This is a genomic window from Methylobacterium sp. HMF5984, assembly GCF_045033435.1.
Lineage (GTDB): Bacteria > Pseudomonadota > Alphaproteobacteria > Rhizobiales > Beijerinckiaceae > Methylobacterium.
In genome coordinates this window covers 1,276,782-1,293,129 of sequence record NZ_JBJFLN010000001.1, presented here as the reverse complement: position 1 = coordinate 1,293,129, position 16,348 = coordinate 1,276,782, and the positions used below count along the sequence as shown (strand labels likewise).

The window sequence follows — 16,348 nt, the reverse complement described above, 5'->3', positions numbered from 1 at the left end:
GCCTCAGCGGCGGGTCGCATCCATGCGCAGGCCGTGCTCGGGCCGCAAGGTCACCCGGTGCAGCGGCGTCATCGGCGGATGATCGGCCGGCATCCGGAACCGCACGGCGCGGACGATGTGGGCCAGCACGATCACCGCCTCCTGCAGCGAGAAGCTCTGACCGATGCAGACGCGCGGGCCCGCCCCGAACGGCAGGTAGGCGAAGCGCGGGATCGCGTCGCGGTTCGCACCGAGGAACCGTTCCGGCACGAAGGCGTCCGGATCGTCCCATAGGGTGCGGTGCCGGTGCAGCACGTAGGGCGCGACCAGCACCATCGACCCGCGCGGCACCTTGATGCGGCCGAGGCGATCGTCGCGGATCGCCTGGCGGCTGAGGTACGGCACCGGCGGGAACAGGCGCATCGCCTCCTCCATCACCGCCTTGGCGAAGGGCAGCGCCTCGATCGCGACGTCGCCGTCGCCCGCCGCGTCGACCTCGGCCTCGAGGCGCTCGCGGGCGGCGTCGTCCTTCGCCAAGCAGTACAGCGCCCAGGTCAGGGCATTCGCCGTGGTCTCGTGCCCGGCGGCGATGAAGGTGACGATGTTGGCCTGAACCTCGAGGTCGGTGAGGCCCTTGCCGGTCTCGGGGTCCTGCGCCGCCAGCAACAGCGTCATCAGGTCCTGCGGCGCTCCGCCGGCCGCCAACAGCGCCTTGCGGCGGGCGATCAGCTCCTCGACCACCTCGGCGAAGTAGCGCCCCGCCGGCCGCGCCCGCAGGCGTCCGAGCCGGGGCACGAAATCGGGCACGCCGAACACGTCGAGCGGGTCGATCGGCCCGACGGCCTCGAGGAAGCGGGTGATCGCCCGCCCGAGCGCATCGGGATCGCCGGGCAGGCCCTGGGTGAAGATCGTCCGCTCCAGCACGTCCAGCGTCACGCGGGTCATCTCCAGCGCGACGTCGACCTGCGTGCCGTCGCGCCGGACGAGGCGGCGGGCGAGCTTGGCGCCGGACGCGTTCATCGCATCGGAAAAACCCTGCACGGTGCGCGCCGAGAAGATCGGCGCCAGCGTCCGCCGCTGCAGCTTCCAGGCGTCGCCCTCGGCGCTGAGCAGGCCGTTGCCGAGCCCGGGCGCCAGGACGCGGCGCTGGAGGTCGTCCTTGCGGTAGTTGCCGACGTTCTCGACGAGGAGGTAGCGAATCAGTGCCGGGTCGCTGACCACGGTGATGCGGCCCATGGCGCCGTCGCCGGCCACCACGGGGGCGGTGAAGTGATCCTCCATCCAGGTGGTGATCGGGTTCTTGCGCGCCGCCTTGAGGAACTCGAACAGGCCCATCGCCGTGCGGCGCGGCGCCGGCACCGGCGGCCGGAAGCGGGACGCCACCGGCGCATCCGTGTCGATCGCGATCGTCGCCGTCATTCGGGCGCCATCCTTGCTTGGCGCGACGGGGAACAGGCCGCCGCGTTTGTCGGGACACGGCCGGAAAAGCGCCTTCGCGATTTGCCGCCGCCTGTCGTAGGTAGGCACCGCACCGCACCGAACGTAGAGGCCACGATGTCGCCGCAGCCCGAGACCGCCACCCGCACGGAATCCGACACTTTCGGGCCGATCGAGGTTCCGGCGCACCGGTATTGGGGGGCGCAGACCCAGCGCTCGATCCAGAACTTCAAGATCGGCACCGAGCACATGCCGGCGCCGCTCGTCCACGCGCTGGGCCTCGTCAAGCAGTCGGCCGCCCTGGTGAACCAGGATCTCGGCGGCCTCGACCCGAAGGTGGCCGAGGCGATCGCGGCGTCGGCGGCCGAGGTGGTCGAGGGCCGGCACGACGACGAGTTCCCGCTGGTGGTGTGGCAGACCGGATCGGGCACCCAGTCCAACATGAACGCCAACGAGGTGATCGCCAGCCTCGCCAACGAGCGGCTCGGGGGCAAGCGCGGCGGCAAGTCGCCGGTCCACCCCAACGACCATTGCAACCGCGGCCAGTCCTCGAACGACGTCTTCCCGACGGCGATGCACATCGCGGTCTCGCGCGAGATCACCGAGCGCCTGATGCCGGCGCTGACGCACCTGCACACCGCGCTCGACGCGAAGGCGAAGGCCTTCGAATCGATCGTCAAGATCGGCCGCACCCACCTGCAGGACGCGACCCCGGTCTCGCTCGGCCAGGAATTCTCGGGCTACGCCGCGCAGGTCGCGCTCGGCGGCTCGCGCATCGCGGCGACGCTGCCCGGCGTGCTGGCGCTGGCGCAGGGCGGCACCGCCGTCGGCACCGGGCTGAACGCGCATCCTGAGTTCGCCGAGCGCTTCGCCGCCAAGGTCGCGGAGCTGACCGGCCTGCCCTTCACCTCGGCCGCCAACAAGTTCGAGGCGCTGGCGACCCACGACGCGCTGGTGTTCACGCAGGGCGCGCTCTCGGCGCTCGCCGCCGGCCTGTTCAAGATCGCGCAGGACATCCGCCTGCTGGCATCCGGCCCGCGCTCCGGGCTGGGCGAGCTGTCGCTGCCGGAGAACGAGCCGGGCTCCTCGATCATGCCGGGCAAGGTCAACCCGACCCAGTGCGAGGCGCTGACGATGGTCTGCGCGCAGGTGATCGGCAACGGCACCACGGTGAGCTTCGCCGGCAGCCAGGGCAACTTCGAGCTCAACGTGTTCAAGCCGGTGATCGCCAACGCGGTGCTGCAGTCGATCCGCCTGCTCGCCGACGCGGCGGTGAGCTTCACCGACAACTGCGTCGTCGGGATCAAGGCCAACGAGGACAAGATCGCCGACCTGATGAGCCGCTCGCTGATGCTCGTGACCGCGCTCGCGCCCTCGATCGGCTACGACAAGGCCGCCGAGATCGCCAAGACGGCGCACAAGAACGGCACCACTTTGAAGCAGGAGGCCCTGCGCCTCGGCTACGTGACGGAGGCCGAGTTCGAGCGCGTGGTGCGGCCCGAGACCATGCTGGCCCCGAGCGCCGAGTAGGCCGAAGCCGAGACCCGGGAGATCGACGCGATGGCCGAGATCATCAACCTGCGCCAAGTCCGCAAGACACGCCTGCGGTTCGAGAAGGACGAGAAGGCGGCCGACAACCGCATCGCCTTCGGCCGCCCGAAGAAGGCCCGGACCCTGCAGGAGCGCAAGACGGCGATCGAGGTCGCCCGCCACGAGGGCCACAAGCTGGTCGGGCCGGATTCGGAGACGTGAGCGAGGGTGCGCCGCCGCGCGTCGTCCGTTTCCTTGGAGGCGGCCACGGCGTTCACCGATCTCGTCCGATCCAAGTGGATTGCTTCTGATACCGCTTCACTCCGTCATCCCGGGGCTGCGCAGCAGAGCCCGGGATCCAGAGCCGCCGACGGCGCCATCCGAGGCACGACCTGCGGTTCTGGATCCCGGGCTCGCCTTCGGCGCCCCGGGATGACGGGGAAGGCTGGGAAGGGAGGGAAGAGCCCGCGATGAGCATCACCAAGCGCTCGGTGATGATCGCCGGCCACCGCACCAGCGTGTCGCTGGAGGATCCGTTCTGGACCGCTCTGTGCGAGATCGCCGCAGCACGCGGCCAATCGGTGCAGGCGCTGATCGGGGCGATCGATGCCGGCCGCGACGGCCAGAACCTGTCCTCGGCGATCCGGGTCTTCGTGCTGGTGTCATTTCGCGAGCGGGCACCCTGACCGGTCGTCAGCGCCGGATGTCGCGAAGGCTGAGCGAGGCGGCCGGCACCGCGCCGGAGGCGGTCGACGTCGTCGTGCTCACCCATTGCCACACCGACCACATCGGCGGGCTGATGCGCGACGGGCATCCGGCAGTCCCGAACGCGCGCCTCGTCGTCGGCGCGACCGAGTACGAGTTCTGGGCGAAGCCCGAACGGCTCGCGGCGGCGCCATCGAGCAACGAGCACGCCTCGGCGCTGGTGTTCCGCACCCACCTCATGCCGCTCGCCGCAAGGACGCGCTTCATGAAGGATGGCGACGAGGTCGTGCCGGGCATCCATGCGCTCGCGGCCTACGGGCATACGCCCGGCCACCTTGCCTTCCACGTCGAGAGCGAAGGGCGGCGGATGCTGATCTGGGGCGATTGCGCCCACCACGAGGTCGCCTCGCTCGCCGAGCCCGGCTGGCACGCCCTGTTCGACATGGACAAGGCCGCGGGCGCCGCGACGCGCCGGCGGATCTACGACATGGCGACCACCGACGACCTCGTCGTCGCCGGCTACCACACCTCGTTCCCCTCGCTCGGCTACGTCGGGCGCAGCGGCACCGGATATCGCTGGATCCCGGTCACCTATCAGCTCGAACGCTGAGGTTCGTCACTCCGCCGCCTGCAGCGCCGGCTCGGCCGATCGCCCGATCGCGGCCGGCCGCGGTCCGCCGGTCGCCCAATCCAGCAACTCCACCGTGTGGACGATCGGGATCGCGGTGCCCTTCCCGATCTGGGTGGCGCAGCCGATGTTGCCGGTGGCGATCACGTCGGGGCGCATGCGCTCGATGTTGGCGACCTTGCGCGCCCGCAGCTTGCCTGCCAGCTCCGGCTGCAGGATGTTGTAGGTGCCGGCCGAGCCGCAGCAGATGTGCCCCTCGGGCACGTCCTTCACGGTGAAACCCGCCTGCTTCAGCAAGGCCTTCGGCTCGGTGCGGATACCCTGGCCGTGCTGCATCGAGCAGGCGGAATGGTAGGCGACGACGAGGTCGCTCTCGATCACCGGCGCGATGCCGAGCGTGGCGACGAACTCAGTGACATCCTTGGCCAGCGCCGAGACCCTCGCCGCCTTGTCGGCATAGGCCGGGTCGTCGCGGAACATGAATCCGTAATCCTTGATCGTCGTGCCGCAGCCGGACGCCGTGACGAGGATCGCGTCGAGCCCCGCGCCGTCGGCCTCCGCGATCCAGGCGTCGATGGTGCGCTTGGCCTGGGCATGCGAATCGCCCGTCCTGCCCATGTGGTGGGTGAGCGCGCCGCAGCAGCCCTCCCCGTCCGCATGCACCACCTCGACGCCGTGCCGGGTCAGCAGGCGGATCGCCGCCGCGTTGAAATCGGGGCGCAGCACGCTCTGGGCGCAGCCGCGCAGCAGCGCCACGCGCTTCCTCTCGGCCCGGGCGCCGACGGCCGGGAAAGTCGCGGGCCGGTTCGTCGGCTCGCGGCCCGGCAGCGCGGCGGGCGCGAGGTCGAGCATCGCGGCGAGGCGGTTGCCGACCCGCGGCAGGCGCGCGACCAGCGGCTTGAACGGCGCGCCGAGCTTGGCCGCCCACAGGGCCAGCCGGAACCGGCCGGGATGGGGCAGCACGAAAGCCAGGATAGCCCGGAGCGCGCGGTCGTCGAGCCGCCGGGAGAACGTCTCCTCGATATGGCTGCGGGCGTGGTCGACGAGGTGCATGTAGTGCACGCCCGATGGGCAGGTCGTCATGCAGGACAGGCACGACAGGCAGCGGTCGACGTGCTTGACCACCTCGGCGCTCGCCGCCTTGCCGCCCTCGAGCATGTCCTTGATCAGGTAGATCCGCCCGCGCGGGGAATCCAGCTCGTCGCCGAGCAGCAGGTAGGTCGGGCAGGTCGCCGTGCAGAACCCGCAATGCACGCAGGTGCGCAGGATCTTCTCGGAGGTCGCCATCGCCGGGTCGGCGAGCTGAGCGAGGGAGAAATTGGTTTGCATGGCGCGTTCTGGATGCGTCCTGTCTCAGGCCGATCGCGTCGGCCCCGTCTTTCGATCGTCTGTGCCACCGTTTCGCGCCGGGCACGATGCGGCGGACGGCCCGCGCGAGGTCGGGCCCCCGCGCGGAAGCGCTAAACCCCCGCGTACATCCGCCCGGGGTTGAAAATTCCCGCAGGATCGTGCGCCGCCTTGATCCCCTGCGTCACCCGCATCAGCGGCTCGGACAGCGGCTGGAACACCGGCACCGCGGCGCGCACCGCGTCGGGCGCGCGGATCAGCGTGGCGTGGCCGCGGTGCTCGGCGAGCGCCCCGCGGATCGCCGCGGCCCCGGCATCGCCCGCGCTCGGCACGGCGAGCCAGACCAGGCCGCCGCCCCAGTCGTAGAACCAGCGGGCCGGCATCGCGCGGCCGATCGCGGCGGCGAGCGCCGGCCCGCGCGTCGGCGCGGTCGAGAGGCGCCACACGGCGTCCGCCGAGCCGGCGAACGGCGTCGCGTCGCGGATCGCCGTCCACAGGGCGGCGCCGGGCTCGCCATCGAGGATTTCGGCGGCGCCGAAGCGCTTCAGGAGCTTACGCAGCTCGCCGATGCGGTAGTCGAGGGAATCGGAGAAGCCTTCGAGGCGCATCAACGTGCGGGGGTCCTCGCCGTCGATCCCCGCGGGGAGGTGCGCCGCGCCGGTGAGCTCGAACGGCGAGCCCAGCGCGGCGGCGAGCGCGGCGACGGCGCGGGCGTCGTCGAGCCCCGAGAAGACCAGCGTCGCGACGCGTTCCTGCACCGGCAGCACCTTGAAGGTGACCTCGGTCAGCAGCCCGAGGGTGCCCCAGGAGCCGGCCATCAGCTTCACGAGGTCGAGGCCGGTGACGTTCTTCATCACCCGGCCGCCGGACTTGATCGCCTGCCCGCGGCCGTTGACGAAGCGCACGCCGATCAGGCTGTCGCGGGCGGCCCCGGCGTTGATGCGGCGCGGCCCGGAATTGTTGGCCGCCGCGACCGCGCCGAAGCTCGGCGCACCGGCGCTGCCCATCAGGGCCCGGGCGTCCATCGGCTCGAACGGCAGCATCTGGCCGCGCGCGGCGAGCAGCGCCTGGACCTCGGAGAGCGGCGTGCCGGCGCGCGCCGCGATCACCATCTCGGCCGGCTCGTACAGGGTGATCCCGGAGAGCGCCCGCGCCGACAGGGTCGCCTCGTCCTGCGCCGGCCGGCCGATCCCGGCCATGGTGTCACCGCCCACGAGGCGCAGGCGCTCGGACCGGCCGGCGGCCGCACCGACGATGTCGGCCGCCTCGCCCTCGTCGCGGGGCTCGTAGAATGGCATCGTTTCCTGCCCGGTCGCGTGTTTTCGGCGGATGCCTTCTGCGCGGCATCCTTGTGGCCGCGATCATGCGGGATCGCGGCCGCCTTGCAAAGTGGAACCGCTCTACTCTGCGGCCAGGGGATGGGTGGAACGGACGCGCCCCGCGACCTGGCTGCGCAGGCCGGCGATGTCGAAGATCCACACCACGGCCGCGTAGAGGCCGGCGCCGAGCGGCACGGCGAGGCCGAGCGCGAGCGGCGGATCGAGATGGCGCAACGGCGTGAGCGCCAGGGCCATGGCGCCGCAGGCGGCGCTCGCGGACAGGATCTCGCTCCAGGGCAGCACGAGCCGGTCGCGTCCGGTCAGGGCCCGCACGGCCAGCCAGGCGAAGGCCGCGCCGAGCGCCAGCGTCTGGGCCAGCGCCACGCCGGCGCCGCCGAGCAGCGGCGGCAGGACGAGCAGGCCGAGCCCGTTGACGGCGAGCCCGGCCGCCGCGGCCGCGATCACCGGCAGGGTGCGGCGACGGATCTGGAACACCGGGTTGATTGCGAAGAACATCATCGCGAGGCAGAACAGGCCCGGGATGAGCAGCAGCGCGTAGAGGGCGAAAGGCCCGCGATAGGCCTCGGGCACCACGAGCGCCTCGAGCGCCGGCAGCACCGCCCAGAACCCGACGGCGCAGGGCAGCAGCAGCGCGAAGACCGTGGCGGCGTTGGCGGCGACCTGACGTTCGGCCGCCGCACGTCCGTGCAGCTCCTCGACGCGGACCGCGAGTTGGAACAGCAGCAGGTCGAGCGCCGTGCCGAGCATGGTCAGGCTGCGTGCGGTCACGTCGGCAGCGAGGGCGAAGTAGCCGGCCTCGGCGAATCCCGCCTGCGCCGCGATGGTGCCGCGGTTGAGGAACGGCAGGAGCTGGTAGACGGCGTTGGCCGCGATCAGCGGCAGTCCGTAGCGCAGGAACAGCGTCCAGGTCTCGCGCCGGCGATGATGCTCCACCGTCGTCACCGGGTCGCGCAGCGGGTGGCGCAGGATTATCACCGCGAGGAGCTGGCTCAGCCCGGCGGCGGCCAGCACCCAGGCCGGCTGGCGCAGATACCAGGCGGCCGCCGCCATCATCGCGAAGGCCAGCACGTTCTTCACCGCGACGAGGCCGAAGTAGAGCTTGCCGTCGAAGCGGGCGCGGGCGAGCGCGGCATGGTAGTCGAACACGCCGATGCCGAGCGCCGCCAGCATCGCGCCGGACAGGATCGCGGCGTGGCCGTCGGGGCCGTCGCCGAGACCGAGGCCGCCGGCGATGGCCGCGGCGGACAACAGCAGCGCCACGAGGATGGCGTAGGCCCGGTCGAGGCCGTGGCGGATCCACGGCTCGTCGAGGCGCACGCGCACGGAATAGAACCGCGTCGCCGACAGGCGCAGCCATTCGAACAGCACGGTGGTGATCACCAGGGTGCCGGCGGTGGCCAGTGCGAACCGTCCGAAGTCGGACGGCCCGAGCAGCTTGGCGATGAGCAGGCCGAGGACGAAGTTCAGCCCGGCATTCAGGACGAAAGCGGCGATCACGGCCATGGACGAGCCTTCGGGGACGAACGAGCCTTCGGGGACGAACCGGCACGGGCGAGCGCGGCCTGCGGCCTCGATCTAGCGCCGCGCCGGTAAGATTCCCTGAATCCGGCACGACGAGGGCGCGCCGGAACGGTTTGGCGCCGAAGGCCGTTTCCGCGTCCGGTCCAAACCTTCCTCGGAGTCCCCGTCAGATGCGCATCCTCGTTCCCGCCGCTGCGATCCTCGCCCTCGCGGGCATCCAGGCCGCCACCGCCCAGACCACCGTGATCGAGCGCGGCGCGCCGGACACCGTCGTGGTCGACCGCCCGGCGACCGAGAGCAAGACGGTCGAGACCCGCGAGAGCAGCGACGGCTGCTCCACGAAGACGGTTACGTCGACCAACGACGAGGGCGACCGCAAGACGGTGCGCAAGGAGCGCTGCGACTGATCTTTCGGCCTCAACCGCTCCGGCGCTGCCGGGGCGGCACCTGCGCCGTGCCCGGCGCGTCGTCGACGAGCGGGCGCTCGTAGCGCCACGCCTCCATCCCATCCTCGTAATAATCCTCGCGCACGTCGAAGCGGGTGTAGCCGCGCCGCTCGTACAAGCGCAGGCCGGCGCCGTTGTCGGCGCGGACCTCGAGGCGCAGGCGGGTGCAGCCGTGGCGGCGGGCCTCGTCCTCCACCGCCTGCATCAGCCGCCCGCCGAGGCCGAGACCCGAACGGGACGACGACACCGCGATCGACGAGAGCCGCGCGTTGCGGCTGTTGCGGCGGCGCTCCAGCGTCGCCGCGCCGATGAGGACGTTGGTCCCGTCCTCCTCCTCCAGCAAGGCGACCAGCACGCTCATCGAGGGCGAGCGGATCGCGTGCCGGATCGCACGCCGCTCCGCGCGGTCGGTCGAGAAGGTCGCGTTCTCCAGGGCGACCAGGGCATCGAGATCGTCGAGGCGCGCGGGGCGGATCTTCAGCTCGCCGTCGGCTTGCGGGCTCACGCGGTCCCCCGGGGCCGAATCGTCCGCCGTCTCACCCCGACCATGATGACCGCCGCTCACCGCCCGCCGCACGCGCAGCACGACGCCCGGATGCCGCGGACCGGCAGGGCGTCGCCACCGTCGACCGGCGTCAGATGCCCCCTCTTCGCGCGCTTGGGAAGCCCGGCCACGGCCGAGCGCTGCGTTTTGGCAACAGCTGCCCGCCTGCACAGGAAATCCCACCGCAAGGCGGCGATTTCTCCTTGTGATGGCGCGGCGGCGTCCGTATATCCGCCCTGCCCAATTTCGCACGTGCCTGTGGCCGCGTGTCGGTTGGTGGGCATCCGGCCAACTGCCGGACAGCCGCCAGGGGTCTTAAAGGATCGATGGTCGACAGGGTGGATCCCCTCCGGCCGGCATCCAGGTGGCGACACCGGACCCCGACAACAACCGGCAGCCGGAGGCGAAACCGGCGAACCCCGCTCTCCACGGGGGACGCAGCTTAAAGCAACGACGAACGGGCTTTTTTGGTCTCGTCGGCCCTCCAAAGGCCGGCACCGAAGAGGCTTGTTTCTCCTTGCCCGGCGTGCGGATGGGAAAACCCCGTCCAATCCACGGCAGCCTCCGGGTGCTCTTCGCGCCCGCACGGATCGTCGCGTCTCCACAGCGCGCGGGTCCGCGCGACGCATCGGCCCCAGACGCCGGCGGTCCGCCTGGACCGTCACATCTTCGACGGCGCGCTCCCCCGTGGGCGGCCCCGCGAACCTGTGGGTTGGAATCGACATGACCGATCGCATCCGCGACTTCCTGCGCGTCCGCCGCGACCTCGGCCGCGACGAGGGCCCCGTGATGGTGCTCGACCTCGACGTGGTCCGGGACAACTACACCGCGTTCGCCCGCGCGCTGCCCGACACCCGCGTGTTCTACGCGGTGAAGGCCAACCCGGCCCCCGAGGTGCTACGCCTCTTGGCCGACATGGGCTCGTGCTTCGACACAGCGTCGGTCGCCGAGATCGAGATGGCGCTCGCGTCCGGCGCCACCGCCGAGCGGATCTCCTTCGGCAACACCATCAAGAAGGAGCGCTGCATCGGCCGCGCGCTCCGTCTCGGCATCCGCCTGTTCGCGGTCGATTGCGAGGCCGAGGTCGAGAAGATCGTCCGCGCCGCCGCCGCCGCCGGGATCGAGGCCGGGGGGGTGCAGGTGTTCTGCCGCATCCTGTGCGACGGAGCCGGCGCCGACTGGCCGCTGTCGCGCAAATTCGGCTGCGAGCCGGAGATGGCGGTCGACGTGCTGGATCACGCCCATCGTCAGGGCCTCTCGGCCTACGGCGTCTCGTTCCACGTCGGCTCGCAGCAGGGCAACACCGAGGCCTGGGACGGAGCGCTCGCCTCCGCCTCGACCATCTTCCGCGAGTGCGCGCTCCGCGGCATCGGCCTGTCGATGGTCAACCTCGGCGGCGGCTTCCCCACGAAGTACCTCAAGCAGGTGCCGGGCGTGGAATCCTACGGCGACGCGATCTTCCGCGCGCTCACCAAGCACTTCGGCAACCGGCTGCCCGAGACGATCATCGAGCCGGGCCGCGGCATGGTCGGCAACGCCGGCCTGATCGAGGCCGAGGTCGTGCTGATCTCGAAGAAGTCGGCCGCGGAGGACGAGGTGCGCTGGGTCTACCTCGACATCGGCAAGTTCGGGGGGCTGGCCGAGACCATGGACGAGTCGATCCGCTATCCCGTCCGCACTGCGCATGACGGCGACCGGATGGCGCCGTGCGTGCTGGCCGGCCCAACCTGCGACTCGATGGACGTGCTCTACGAGCGCGATCACTACCCGCTGCCGGTCTCCCTCTCCATCGGCGACAAGGTGCTGATCGAGGGCACCGGCGCCTACACCACGACCTACGCCGCGGTCGCCTTCAACGGTTTCCCGCCGCTGCAACAGATCGTGATCTGACCCGATCCGCACCTTCGGCGGCCGCGGGTCGTTAGGGCATCTGAACCCAGACCGCGCATCCCGATCGGCCGGCTCTCATCCGGTCGCCGGCAGGGATGCGAGGATCCTCGAGCGTCACGCCATGACGGGGCGGTTACGGTCATGATCCAGATCCGGGCGGAGCATTATCTCGACGTCGCGGCGCGCGAGCGCCTGCTCGACGCCTGCTTCGGCGCGAACCGCCGCGCGAAGACTTCGGAGCGCCTGCGGGAAGGCCGCCTGCCCGCCCGCGGCCTCGCCTTCTCGGCGACCCGCCACGGGCGCCTGATCGGGACGCTGCGGCTCTGGACCGTCGAGGCCGGCGCCCGGCCGGCCCTGCTTCTCGGGCCGCTCGCCGTCGACCCGGCGCTGCAGCGCCAGGGCCTCGGCCGGGTCATGATGCATGCCGCCCTCGGCCGCGCCGAATCCCTCGGGCACGGCGCCGTGCTGCTCGTGGGCGACGCGCCCTACTACGACCGCTTCGGCTTCTCGGGGGCCCTGGCTGCCGGCCTCACCCTGCCCGGCCCGTTCGCGCGCGAACGCTTCCTCGGCCTCGAGTTGCGGGCGGGCGCGCTCACCGGCGCCGAAGGATTGGTGCGGGCGACGGGCGTCCTCGATGCCCCGGCGGATCTCGGCACGGCGGGCGCGGCGGACGGCCGACGACGCGCCGCCTGAGCGCGACCGGACCGGCCGGGGCGGCACGGCCGCGTACCCGGGTGGCGCGACGGAAACGTAGCCGGGCGGCTCAGCGGCCGCCTGGCTCGATCGCCGGCAGCTCGTTCGGGCCGAGGCTTCCGCCGGCCGCGGCCTGCGGGCCGGCGACGCCGCGGGCGCGATTGGCCAGGGCCACGGTCAGCTTCTCGGCGGCATCCGGCTGCATCACGGCCAGCACCTCCGCCATCTTGCGCGGATTCATCGCCAGCACCAGCGATACCAGGACGTCCTGGCCGAGACGGTCGAAGACCCGGGCGGCCTCCTTCGGCTTCATCGTCTCGTACATCGTCACGAGGTTCTTCAGGCCGGCCTTCTCGGCCTCGGCCTTGGCCTTGCCGGATGTGTCGACCTTGTCCTCGGCCTGCTTGAGGTCGCCGAGCCCGGTCTCGAGCTTGCGCTCGGCCTCGCCGAGCATCTTCTCGCGCAGCTCCAGCTCGTCGCTCTTCTGCTTGAGCGCGTCGCGCCGGGCGCCGAGCTTCTCCAGCAGGGCGCGCTCGCTCGGCGAGACTGGCTCGGGCATCGGCGGCTGAGCCTGGGGCGGCGGCTCGGGCTTCTTGGCATCCGCCTTCGTCTCGTCCTTGGGCGTCACCGATCCGGTGGTGGCGGGGTCGGCCAGCTCGTAGCCGGCGCGGGCCTTGGCGAGCACCTGGGCGAGGGCCGGCAATTCGGTGCCGACCTGCGGCGTCTCGACCGACATCGCGATGAGCTTCAGCACCAGCAGCCCGGCGGCGGCGAGCGTGACCGCATCGATCATCCGCAGGCGCAACGGACGGATCGCGCGCATGCGCGCGCGCGCCAGGGCGGTCAGGGCCTTCGCGTTGTTGGCGCCCCGGACGACCTTGGCCGCGCGCGCGCCCTCGGCGGCCGCGAGCGCGGCTCGGGCGGGGTCGGTCCGGGCGGGAGGCCCAGCACTCATGCGGCGCGGCTCCGCACCCTGTGGAGGGCGCGCTCGGTCATCGCGAGGGCGGCGGCGGCGGCGGCGCCGAGGCGCTCGCCGTTCGGGCCGTCGGAGGCCGGCGTCTCGCTCGCGACGCGCATCGTCGGGCGCTGCACGGCCGGCTCGGGCGCGACGGGCCGAGGCGCGGCGCCGCGCATCTGCGTGACGATCGCCCCGATGCGCGCGATCACGCCCTCGCCGGCCTCGACCTGCGCGGCGATGTCGGCGGCGTAGCGCTCGGCGGTGCCGAGGCGTTCCGCCAGCGTGCGGTCGCACTCGTCCAGCGTGCTGCGCAGGCCGGCGATGGCGCGCTCGGCGGTCGAGGTGGCGACCATCAGGTCGCCGATGGTCTGGCGCAGGGCGGCCTCGTCGCCCTTCAGCTGCGCGATGCGGCGCGACAGCTTGATCGACGACACGATGGTGGCGACGAGCAGGACGGCGACGAGGCCGTCTGCGGCGAGCGTGACGAGGAGGCTCATGACCGAAAATCCATCGCTCAGGTGTCGCTTCGGTTGTTCATCGAGGCCTCGTAGGCCTGGAGCGTGGTGCGCGAGCGCCGCAGCGGCCGCGTCACCTGCACGGCGATGCTGTCGTCGACGCGCCCGATCCGCCCCTGCGTCAGCGCCCACTCGCCGCAGCGGACCGTGATGAGGTCGCTCGGCTTGGCGTCGAACATCAGCGTGTCGCCGACTTTCAGCGCCATGACGCGCTTCAGCGGCAGCGTCATCTCGTGGAGCACCGCCTCCATCGTCATGTCCGCCTGCCAGATCTCGGTGGCGAGGTGCCCTTCCCAGACGTGGTCGCGGCCGAGCTTTTCGCCCATGAAGCTCTGCATGAGCAGTTCACGGATAGGCTCGATGGTGGCGTAGGGGAACAGGATCTGCAGCAGGCCGCCGCGCCCGTCCATGTCGAGGCGGAGCGAGATCAGGATCGCCGCGTTGGCCGGCCGGGTGATGGTGGCGAAGCGCGGGTTGGTCTCGATCCGGTCGATCGCGAACCGCACCGGCGACAGCGGCTGGAACGACAGCTCGAGGTCGCCGAGGATGATCTCGACCAGGCGCCGGACCAGCTGCATCTCGATGGTGGTGAAGGGACGCCCGTCGAGGCGGCTCGACGAGCCGCCGCGCTTGCCCCCGAGCAGCAGGTCGAGCGTCGAGTAGGCGAGGTTCGACTCGACCGTGACCAGCCCGGAATTCTCCCAGGCGTCGGCCTTGAACACCCCGAGCAGGGTCGGCAGCGGGATGGCGTTGAGGTAGTCGCCGAAGCGGACCGAGGTGATGTTGTCGAGGGTGACCTCGACGTTGTCCTGGAAGAAGTTGCGCAGCGAGGTCGACAGCAACCGGATCATCCGGTCGAAGACGATCTCCAGCATCGGCAGGCGTTCGTACTGGACGACGCCCGAATCGACGATGGCGCGGACGCCGCCGGCGCCCGAGGCTGACAGCTCGCGCAGCGAGAAGCCGACGACGTCGTCGATCTCGTCCTGGCTGAGGATGCGGTCGTTGCCGGCGAGCTCGGGAAGGTTGTCGCTCTCCCCGTCCTCGATCATCGTCGCCCACTCGGCGGCGACGTCGCTGGCGTTGCGGGTGGTGCCCTGCTCCGCGAGCGCGGCGCCCCACTCGTCGGCGAGCGACGCGTCCCCGCCCTCGGCGCCCTGCTCGATCAGGGCTGCCGACCAGTCGTCCTCCACGTTCGGGTCGTCGGGTTCCATGAGGGGCTCGGTTGCAGAGAGGCGCGGTCGGGCTCGGGTTTGCGGCCGGTCGCTACTGGACGATCACGTCCTTGAAGAGCACCGCCTCGACACGGGCGGGATAGACCGCGACGTTGACCCGCTTCAGCAGCTCCTCGCGGAGGCGATACAGGCCCAGCGATCCGGAGAGGTCGCTGCCGCGCAGGTCGCGCATGTAGATCTGCAGCGCGTCCTCGACCCGCGGCATCAGCGGCTTCACCTCGCTCTCGACCTTCGCGTCCTTGAGCTCGAGGGCGATGCGGACCTTGGCGAACTTGGCCTTTTCGACGCCGGCCTCAGGGCTGAGGTTCATCACCATCTCTCGGACGTCGAGGAAGATGGACGGCTTCTTCACCTCCGCGACCTCGGCGGCGTGCTCGGCCTCGGCCTCGGCGGCGGCACGCTTCTTCAGCATGAACGCGCCCCCTCCCCCGCCGAGGAGGAGCACGGCGGCCGCGACGATGATGATGAGCTTCTTCTTGCTCTTCGGGGCTGCGGCCTCGCCGCCGGCACCCTCGGCGGTATCCGCTTTCTTGGGCTTCTTGGCCATGAGCGGTGGTCCGCGATCCGTCGGGTGAGCATCCGGGCGCACGCCTATCGGGTGCGGGCCCCTTCGAGGCTCCGGTATCAGCCGGCAGGGTTAACACGCCGTTAAGCCGGCACAATCTGCCGGGTCGGCTTTGCCGCCGGACCGATCCGGTCGTTTCGGCCGACCCGCGATCGCCCCGCCAAGCCATTGACTTGAAACACGAAAATCGGCTTTCGTACTCTGGCACGAGGGATGCGGATATCCCCTCGCCGCCACCGCGGCACGACGGATCGAGTCCACGATGCAGAATGCCCTCCTCGTCGGCGTGTCGAGCCAAATGGCGCTTCAGCGCGAGCTCGACGTCATCGCCAACAACATGGCCAACGTCTCAACCACAGGCTTCAAGGGCCGTTCGACGCGCTTCCAGGAATACCTGATGCCGACGGCGAGCGCGGACACCTTCGCCGGCTCGGATCGCCGCCTCTCCTACGTCATCGACCAGGGCACCGCGCTCGACCTCGGCCAGGGCGCGATCGAGCCCGACGGCAACCCGACCCACGTGGCGATCCAGGGCGAGGCGTTCTTCTCGGTGCAGACGCCGCAGGGCGTGCGCTTCACCCGCAACGGCGCCTTCGAGGTGAACGCGCAGGGCACCCTCGTCACCAGCGACGGCTACGCGGTGCAGGGCGAGGGCGGCCCGATCACCATCAACCCGCAGGAGACCGGGCTCTCGATCGGCCCCGACGGCACGGTCTCCACCAATCTCGGCGTGCGGGGGAAGGTGCGGCTGGTGACCTTCGCCAACCCGCAGACCCTGACCAATGCGGGCGCCAACCTCTACGAATCGAGCGCGCAGCCGCAGCCCGCGGGGATCAGGGGGCGCCTCGAATCGGGTGCGCTGGAGAAGTCCAACGTGCGCCCGGTGCTCGAGATGACCCGGCTGATGGACGTGAACCGGACCTACGCCATGGTCTCCAGCGTGATCACGCGGCTCGACGATCTGCGGGGCACGGCGATCCGCCGCCTCGCCGACGTCGCCTGAGCGGGAGCTAGA

General features: G+C 71.2%; 16 protein-coding genes and 1 pseudogene. 8 read left to right on the top strand and 9 right to left on the bottom strand.

From position 1 onward, the window contains the following. Positions 1–3: 3 nt before the first annotated feature. Positions 4–1,398 (bottom strand): cytochrome P450, encoded by a 1,395-nt coding sequence (locus ACFZ8E_RS06105; RefSeq protein ID WP_405042317.1) that lies wholly within the window; start codon positions 1,396–1,398, stop codon positions 4–6. A gap of 135 nt (positions 1,399–1,533) precedes the next feature. Here ACFZ8E_RS06105 and fumC point away from each other — a divergent pair, with 135 nt between their 5' ends. From fumC to ACFZ8E_RS06085, 4 genes and pseudogenes are all read left to right on the top strand, one after another. After that, a complete protein-coding gene (gene fumC, locus ACFZ8E_RS06100) occupies positions 1,534–2,946 on the top strand; it encodes a class II fumarate hydratase (RefSeq protein WP_147842217.1) in 1,413 nt (470 codons plus the stop codon). A 30-nt stretch (positions 2,947–2,976) separates the two neighbouring features. Beyond that, positions 2,977–3,168 carry a DUF4169 family protein gene (locus ACFZ8E_RS06095; RefSeq protein WP_405042316.1) on the top strand — a complete coding sequence of 64 codons (192 nt, stop codon included), beginning with the start codon at positions 2,977–2,979 and terminating at the stop codon, positions 3,166–3,168. Between the two features lie 248 nt (positions 3,169–3,416). Next, the gene (locus ACFZ8E_RS06090; RefSeq protein WP_405042314.1) at positions 3,417–3,632 is read left to right on the top strand and encodes a ribbon-helix-helix domain-containing protein; all 216 of its coding nucleotides are present in this window, start codon (positions 3,417–3,419) and stop codon (positions 3,630–3,632) included. A 2-nt stretch (positions 3,633–3,634) separates the two neighbouring features. Next, positions 3,635–4,261: pseudogene (locus ACFZ8E_RS06085) on the top strand (MBL fold metallo-hydrolase); the annotation flags it as partial. 6 nt (positions 4,262–4,267) lie between these two features. Here ACFZ8E_RS06085 and glcF read toward each other — a convergent pair. From glcF to ACFZ8E_RS06070, 3 genes are all read right to left on the bottom strand, one after another. Further along, positions 4,268–5,608, bottom strand: a complete 1,341-nt coding sequence (gene glcF, locus ACFZ8E_RS06080) for a glycolate oxidase subunit GlcF (RefSeq protein ID WP_243934702.1) — start codon at positions 5,606–5,608, stop codon at positions 4,268–4,270. Between the two features lie 131 nt (positions 5,609–5,739). After that, a complete protein-coding gene (locus ACFZ8E_RS06075; RefSeq protein ID WP_243950999.1) occupies positions 5,740–6,924 on the bottom strand; it encodes an FAD-binding protein in 1,185 nt (394 codons plus the stop codon). A 102-nt stretch (positions 6,925–7,026) separates the two neighbouring features. Then, positions 7,027–8,469 (bottom strand): lipopolysaccharide biosynthesis protein, encoded by a 1,443-nt coding sequence (locus ACFZ8E_RS06070; RefSeq protein ID WP_243951001.1) that lies wholly within the window; start codon positions 8,467–8,469, stop codon positions 7,027–7,029. 188 nt (positions 8,470–8,657) lie between these two features. On the opposite strand from ACFZ8E_RS06070, the gene ACFZ8E_RS06065 reads away from it, so the two are divergent. Next, positions 8,658–8,894 (top strand): hypothetical protein, encoded by a 237-nt coding sequence (locus ACFZ8E_RS06065; RefSeq protein ID WP_243934707.1) that lies wholly within the window; start codon positions 8,658–8,660, stop codon positions 8,892–8,894. 10 nt (positions 8,895–8,904) lie between these two features. Here the strand turns inward: ACFZ8E_RS06065 and ACFZ8E_RS06060 are convergent, their stop codons facing one another. Continuing rightward, positions 8,905–9,438 carry a GNAT family N-acetyltransferase gene (locus ACFZ8E_RS06060; RefSeq protein WP_243934708.1) on the bottom strand — a complete coding sequence of 178 codons (534 nt, stop codon included), beginning with the start codon at positions 9,436–9,438 and terminating at the stop codon, positions 8,905–8,907. Positions 9,439–10,200: 762 nt separating this feature from the next. On the opposite strand from ACFZ8E_RS06060, the gene ACFZ8E_RS06055 reads away from it, so the two are divergent. Further along, the gene (locus ACFZ8E_RS06055) at positions 10,201–11,367 is read left to right on the top strand and encodes a type III PLP-dependent enzyme (protein ID WP_243935447.1); all 1,167 of its coding nucleotides are present in this window, start codon (positions 10,201–10,203) and stop codon (positions 11,365–11,367) included. A 141-nt stretch (positions 11,368–11,508) separates the two neighbouring features. Further along, positions 11,509–12,060 (top strand): GNAT family N-acetyltransferase, encoded by a 552-nt coding sequence (locus ACFZ8E_RS06050; protein WP_243951003.1) that lies wholly within the window; start codon positions 11,509–11,511, stop codon positions 12,058–12,060. Between the two features lie 70 nt (positions 12,061–12,130). Here ACFZ8E_RS06050 and ACFZ8E_RS06045 read toward each other — a convergent pair whose 3' ends face one another. From ACFZ8E_RS06045 to fliL, 4 genes are all read right to left on the bottom strand, one after another. Further along, entirely contained in the window at positions 12,131–12,883 is a 753-nt protein-coding gene (locus tag ACFZ8E_RS06045) for a MotE family protein (RefSeq protein WP_243951186.1), read from the bottom strand. A 128-nt stretch (positions 12,884–13,011) separates the two neighbouring features. Continuing rightward, on the bottom strand, positions 13,012–13,515 hold the full coding sequence (locus ACFZ8E_RS06040) for a DUF6468 domain-containing protein (protein WP_147858121.1): 504 nt from the start codon (positions 13,513–13,515) through the stop codon (positions 13,012–13,014). A gap of 17 nt (positions 13,516–13,532) precedes the next feature. Further along, a complete protein-coding gene (gene fliM, locus ACFZ8E_RS06035) occupies positions 13,533–14,747 on the bottom strand; it encodes a flagellar motor switch protein FliM (protein ID WP_147728048.1) in 1,215 nt (404 codons plus the stop codon). A gap of 52 nt (positions 14,748–14,799) precedes the next feature. After that, entirely contained in the window at positions 14,800–15,315 is a 516-nt protein-coding gene (gene fliL / locus ACFZ8E_RS06030) for a flagellar basal body-associated protein FliL (RefSeq protein WP_243934713.1), read from the bottom strand. Positions 15,316–15,595: 280 nt separating this feature from the next. Here fliL and flgF point away from each other — a divergent pair, with 280 nt between their 5' ends. Further along, the gene (flgF, locus tag ACFZ8E_RS06025; RefSeq protein ID WP_405042313.1) at positions 15,596–16,336 is read left to right on the top strand and encodes a flagellar basal-body rod protein FlgF; all 741 of its coding nucleotides are present in this window, start codon (positions 15,596–15,598) and stop codon (positions 16,334–16,336) included. Positions 16,337–16,348: the final 12 nt, after the last annotated feature.

Bases quoted from the DNA above. Each gene is read 5' to 3' on its own strand.
- glcF (WP_243934702.1), bottom strand. From the start codon at position 5,608: ATGCAAACCAATTTCTCCCTCGCTCAGCTCGCCGACCCGGCGATGGCG.
- flgF (WP_405042313.1), top strand. From the start codon at position 15,596: ATGCAGAATGCCCTCCTCGTCGGCGTGTCGAGCCAAATGGCGCTTCAG.
- ACFZ8E_RS06075 (WP_243950999.1), bottom strand. From the start codon at position 6,924: ATGCCATTCTACGAGCCCCGCGACGAGGGCGAGGCGGCCGACATCGTC.
- ACFZ8E_RS06090 (WP_405042314.1), top strand. From the start codon at position 3,417: ATGAGCATCACCAAGCGCTCGGTGATGATCGCCGGCCACCGCACCAGC.
- ACFZ8E_RS06065 (WP_243934707.1), top strand. From the start codon at position 8,658: ATGCGCATCCTCGTTCCCGCCGCTGCGATCCTCGCCCTCGCGGGCATC.
- ACFZ8E_RS06070 (WP_243951001.1), bottom strand. From the start codon at position 8,469: ATGGCCGTGATCGCCGCTTTCGTCCTGAATGCCGGGCTGAACTTCGTC.
- ACFZ8E_RS06045 (WP_243951186.1), bottom strand. From the start codon at position 12,883: ATGCGCGCGATCCGTCCGTTGCGCCTGCGGATGATCGATGCGGTCACG.
- fliL (WP_243934713.1), bottom strand. From the start codon at position 15,315: ATGGCCAAGAAGCCCAAGAAAGCGGATACCGCCGAGGGTGCCGGCGGC.
- ACFZ8E_RS06040 (WP_147858121.1), bottom strand. From the start codon at position 13,515: ATGAGCCTCCTCGTCACGCTCGCCGCAGACGGCCTCGTCGCCGTCCTG.
- ACFZ8E_RS06050 (WP_243951003.1), top strand. From the start codon at position 11,509: ATGATCCAGATCCGGGCGGAGCATTATCTCGACGTCGCGGCGCGCGAG.
- fliM (WP_147728048.1), bottom strand. From the start codon at position 14,747: ATGGAACCCGACGACCCGAACGTGGAGGACGACTGGTCGGCAGCCCTG.
- ACFZ8E_RS06095 (WP_405042316.1), top strand. From the start codon at position 2,977: ATGGCCGAGATCATCAACCTGCGCCAAGTCCGCAAGACACGCCTGCGG.
- ACFZ8E_RS06105 (WP_405042317.1), bottom strand. From the start codon at position 1,398: ATGACGGCGACGATCGCGATCGACACGGATGCGCCGGTGGCGTCCCGC.
- fumC (WP_147842217.1), top strand. From the start codon at position 1,534: ATGTCGCCGCAGCCCGAGACCGCCACCCGCACGGAATCCGACACTTTC.
- ACFZ8E_RS06055 (WP_243935447.1), top strand. From the start codon at position 10,201: ATGACCGATCGCATCCGCGACTTCCTGCGCGTCCGCCGCGACCTCGGC.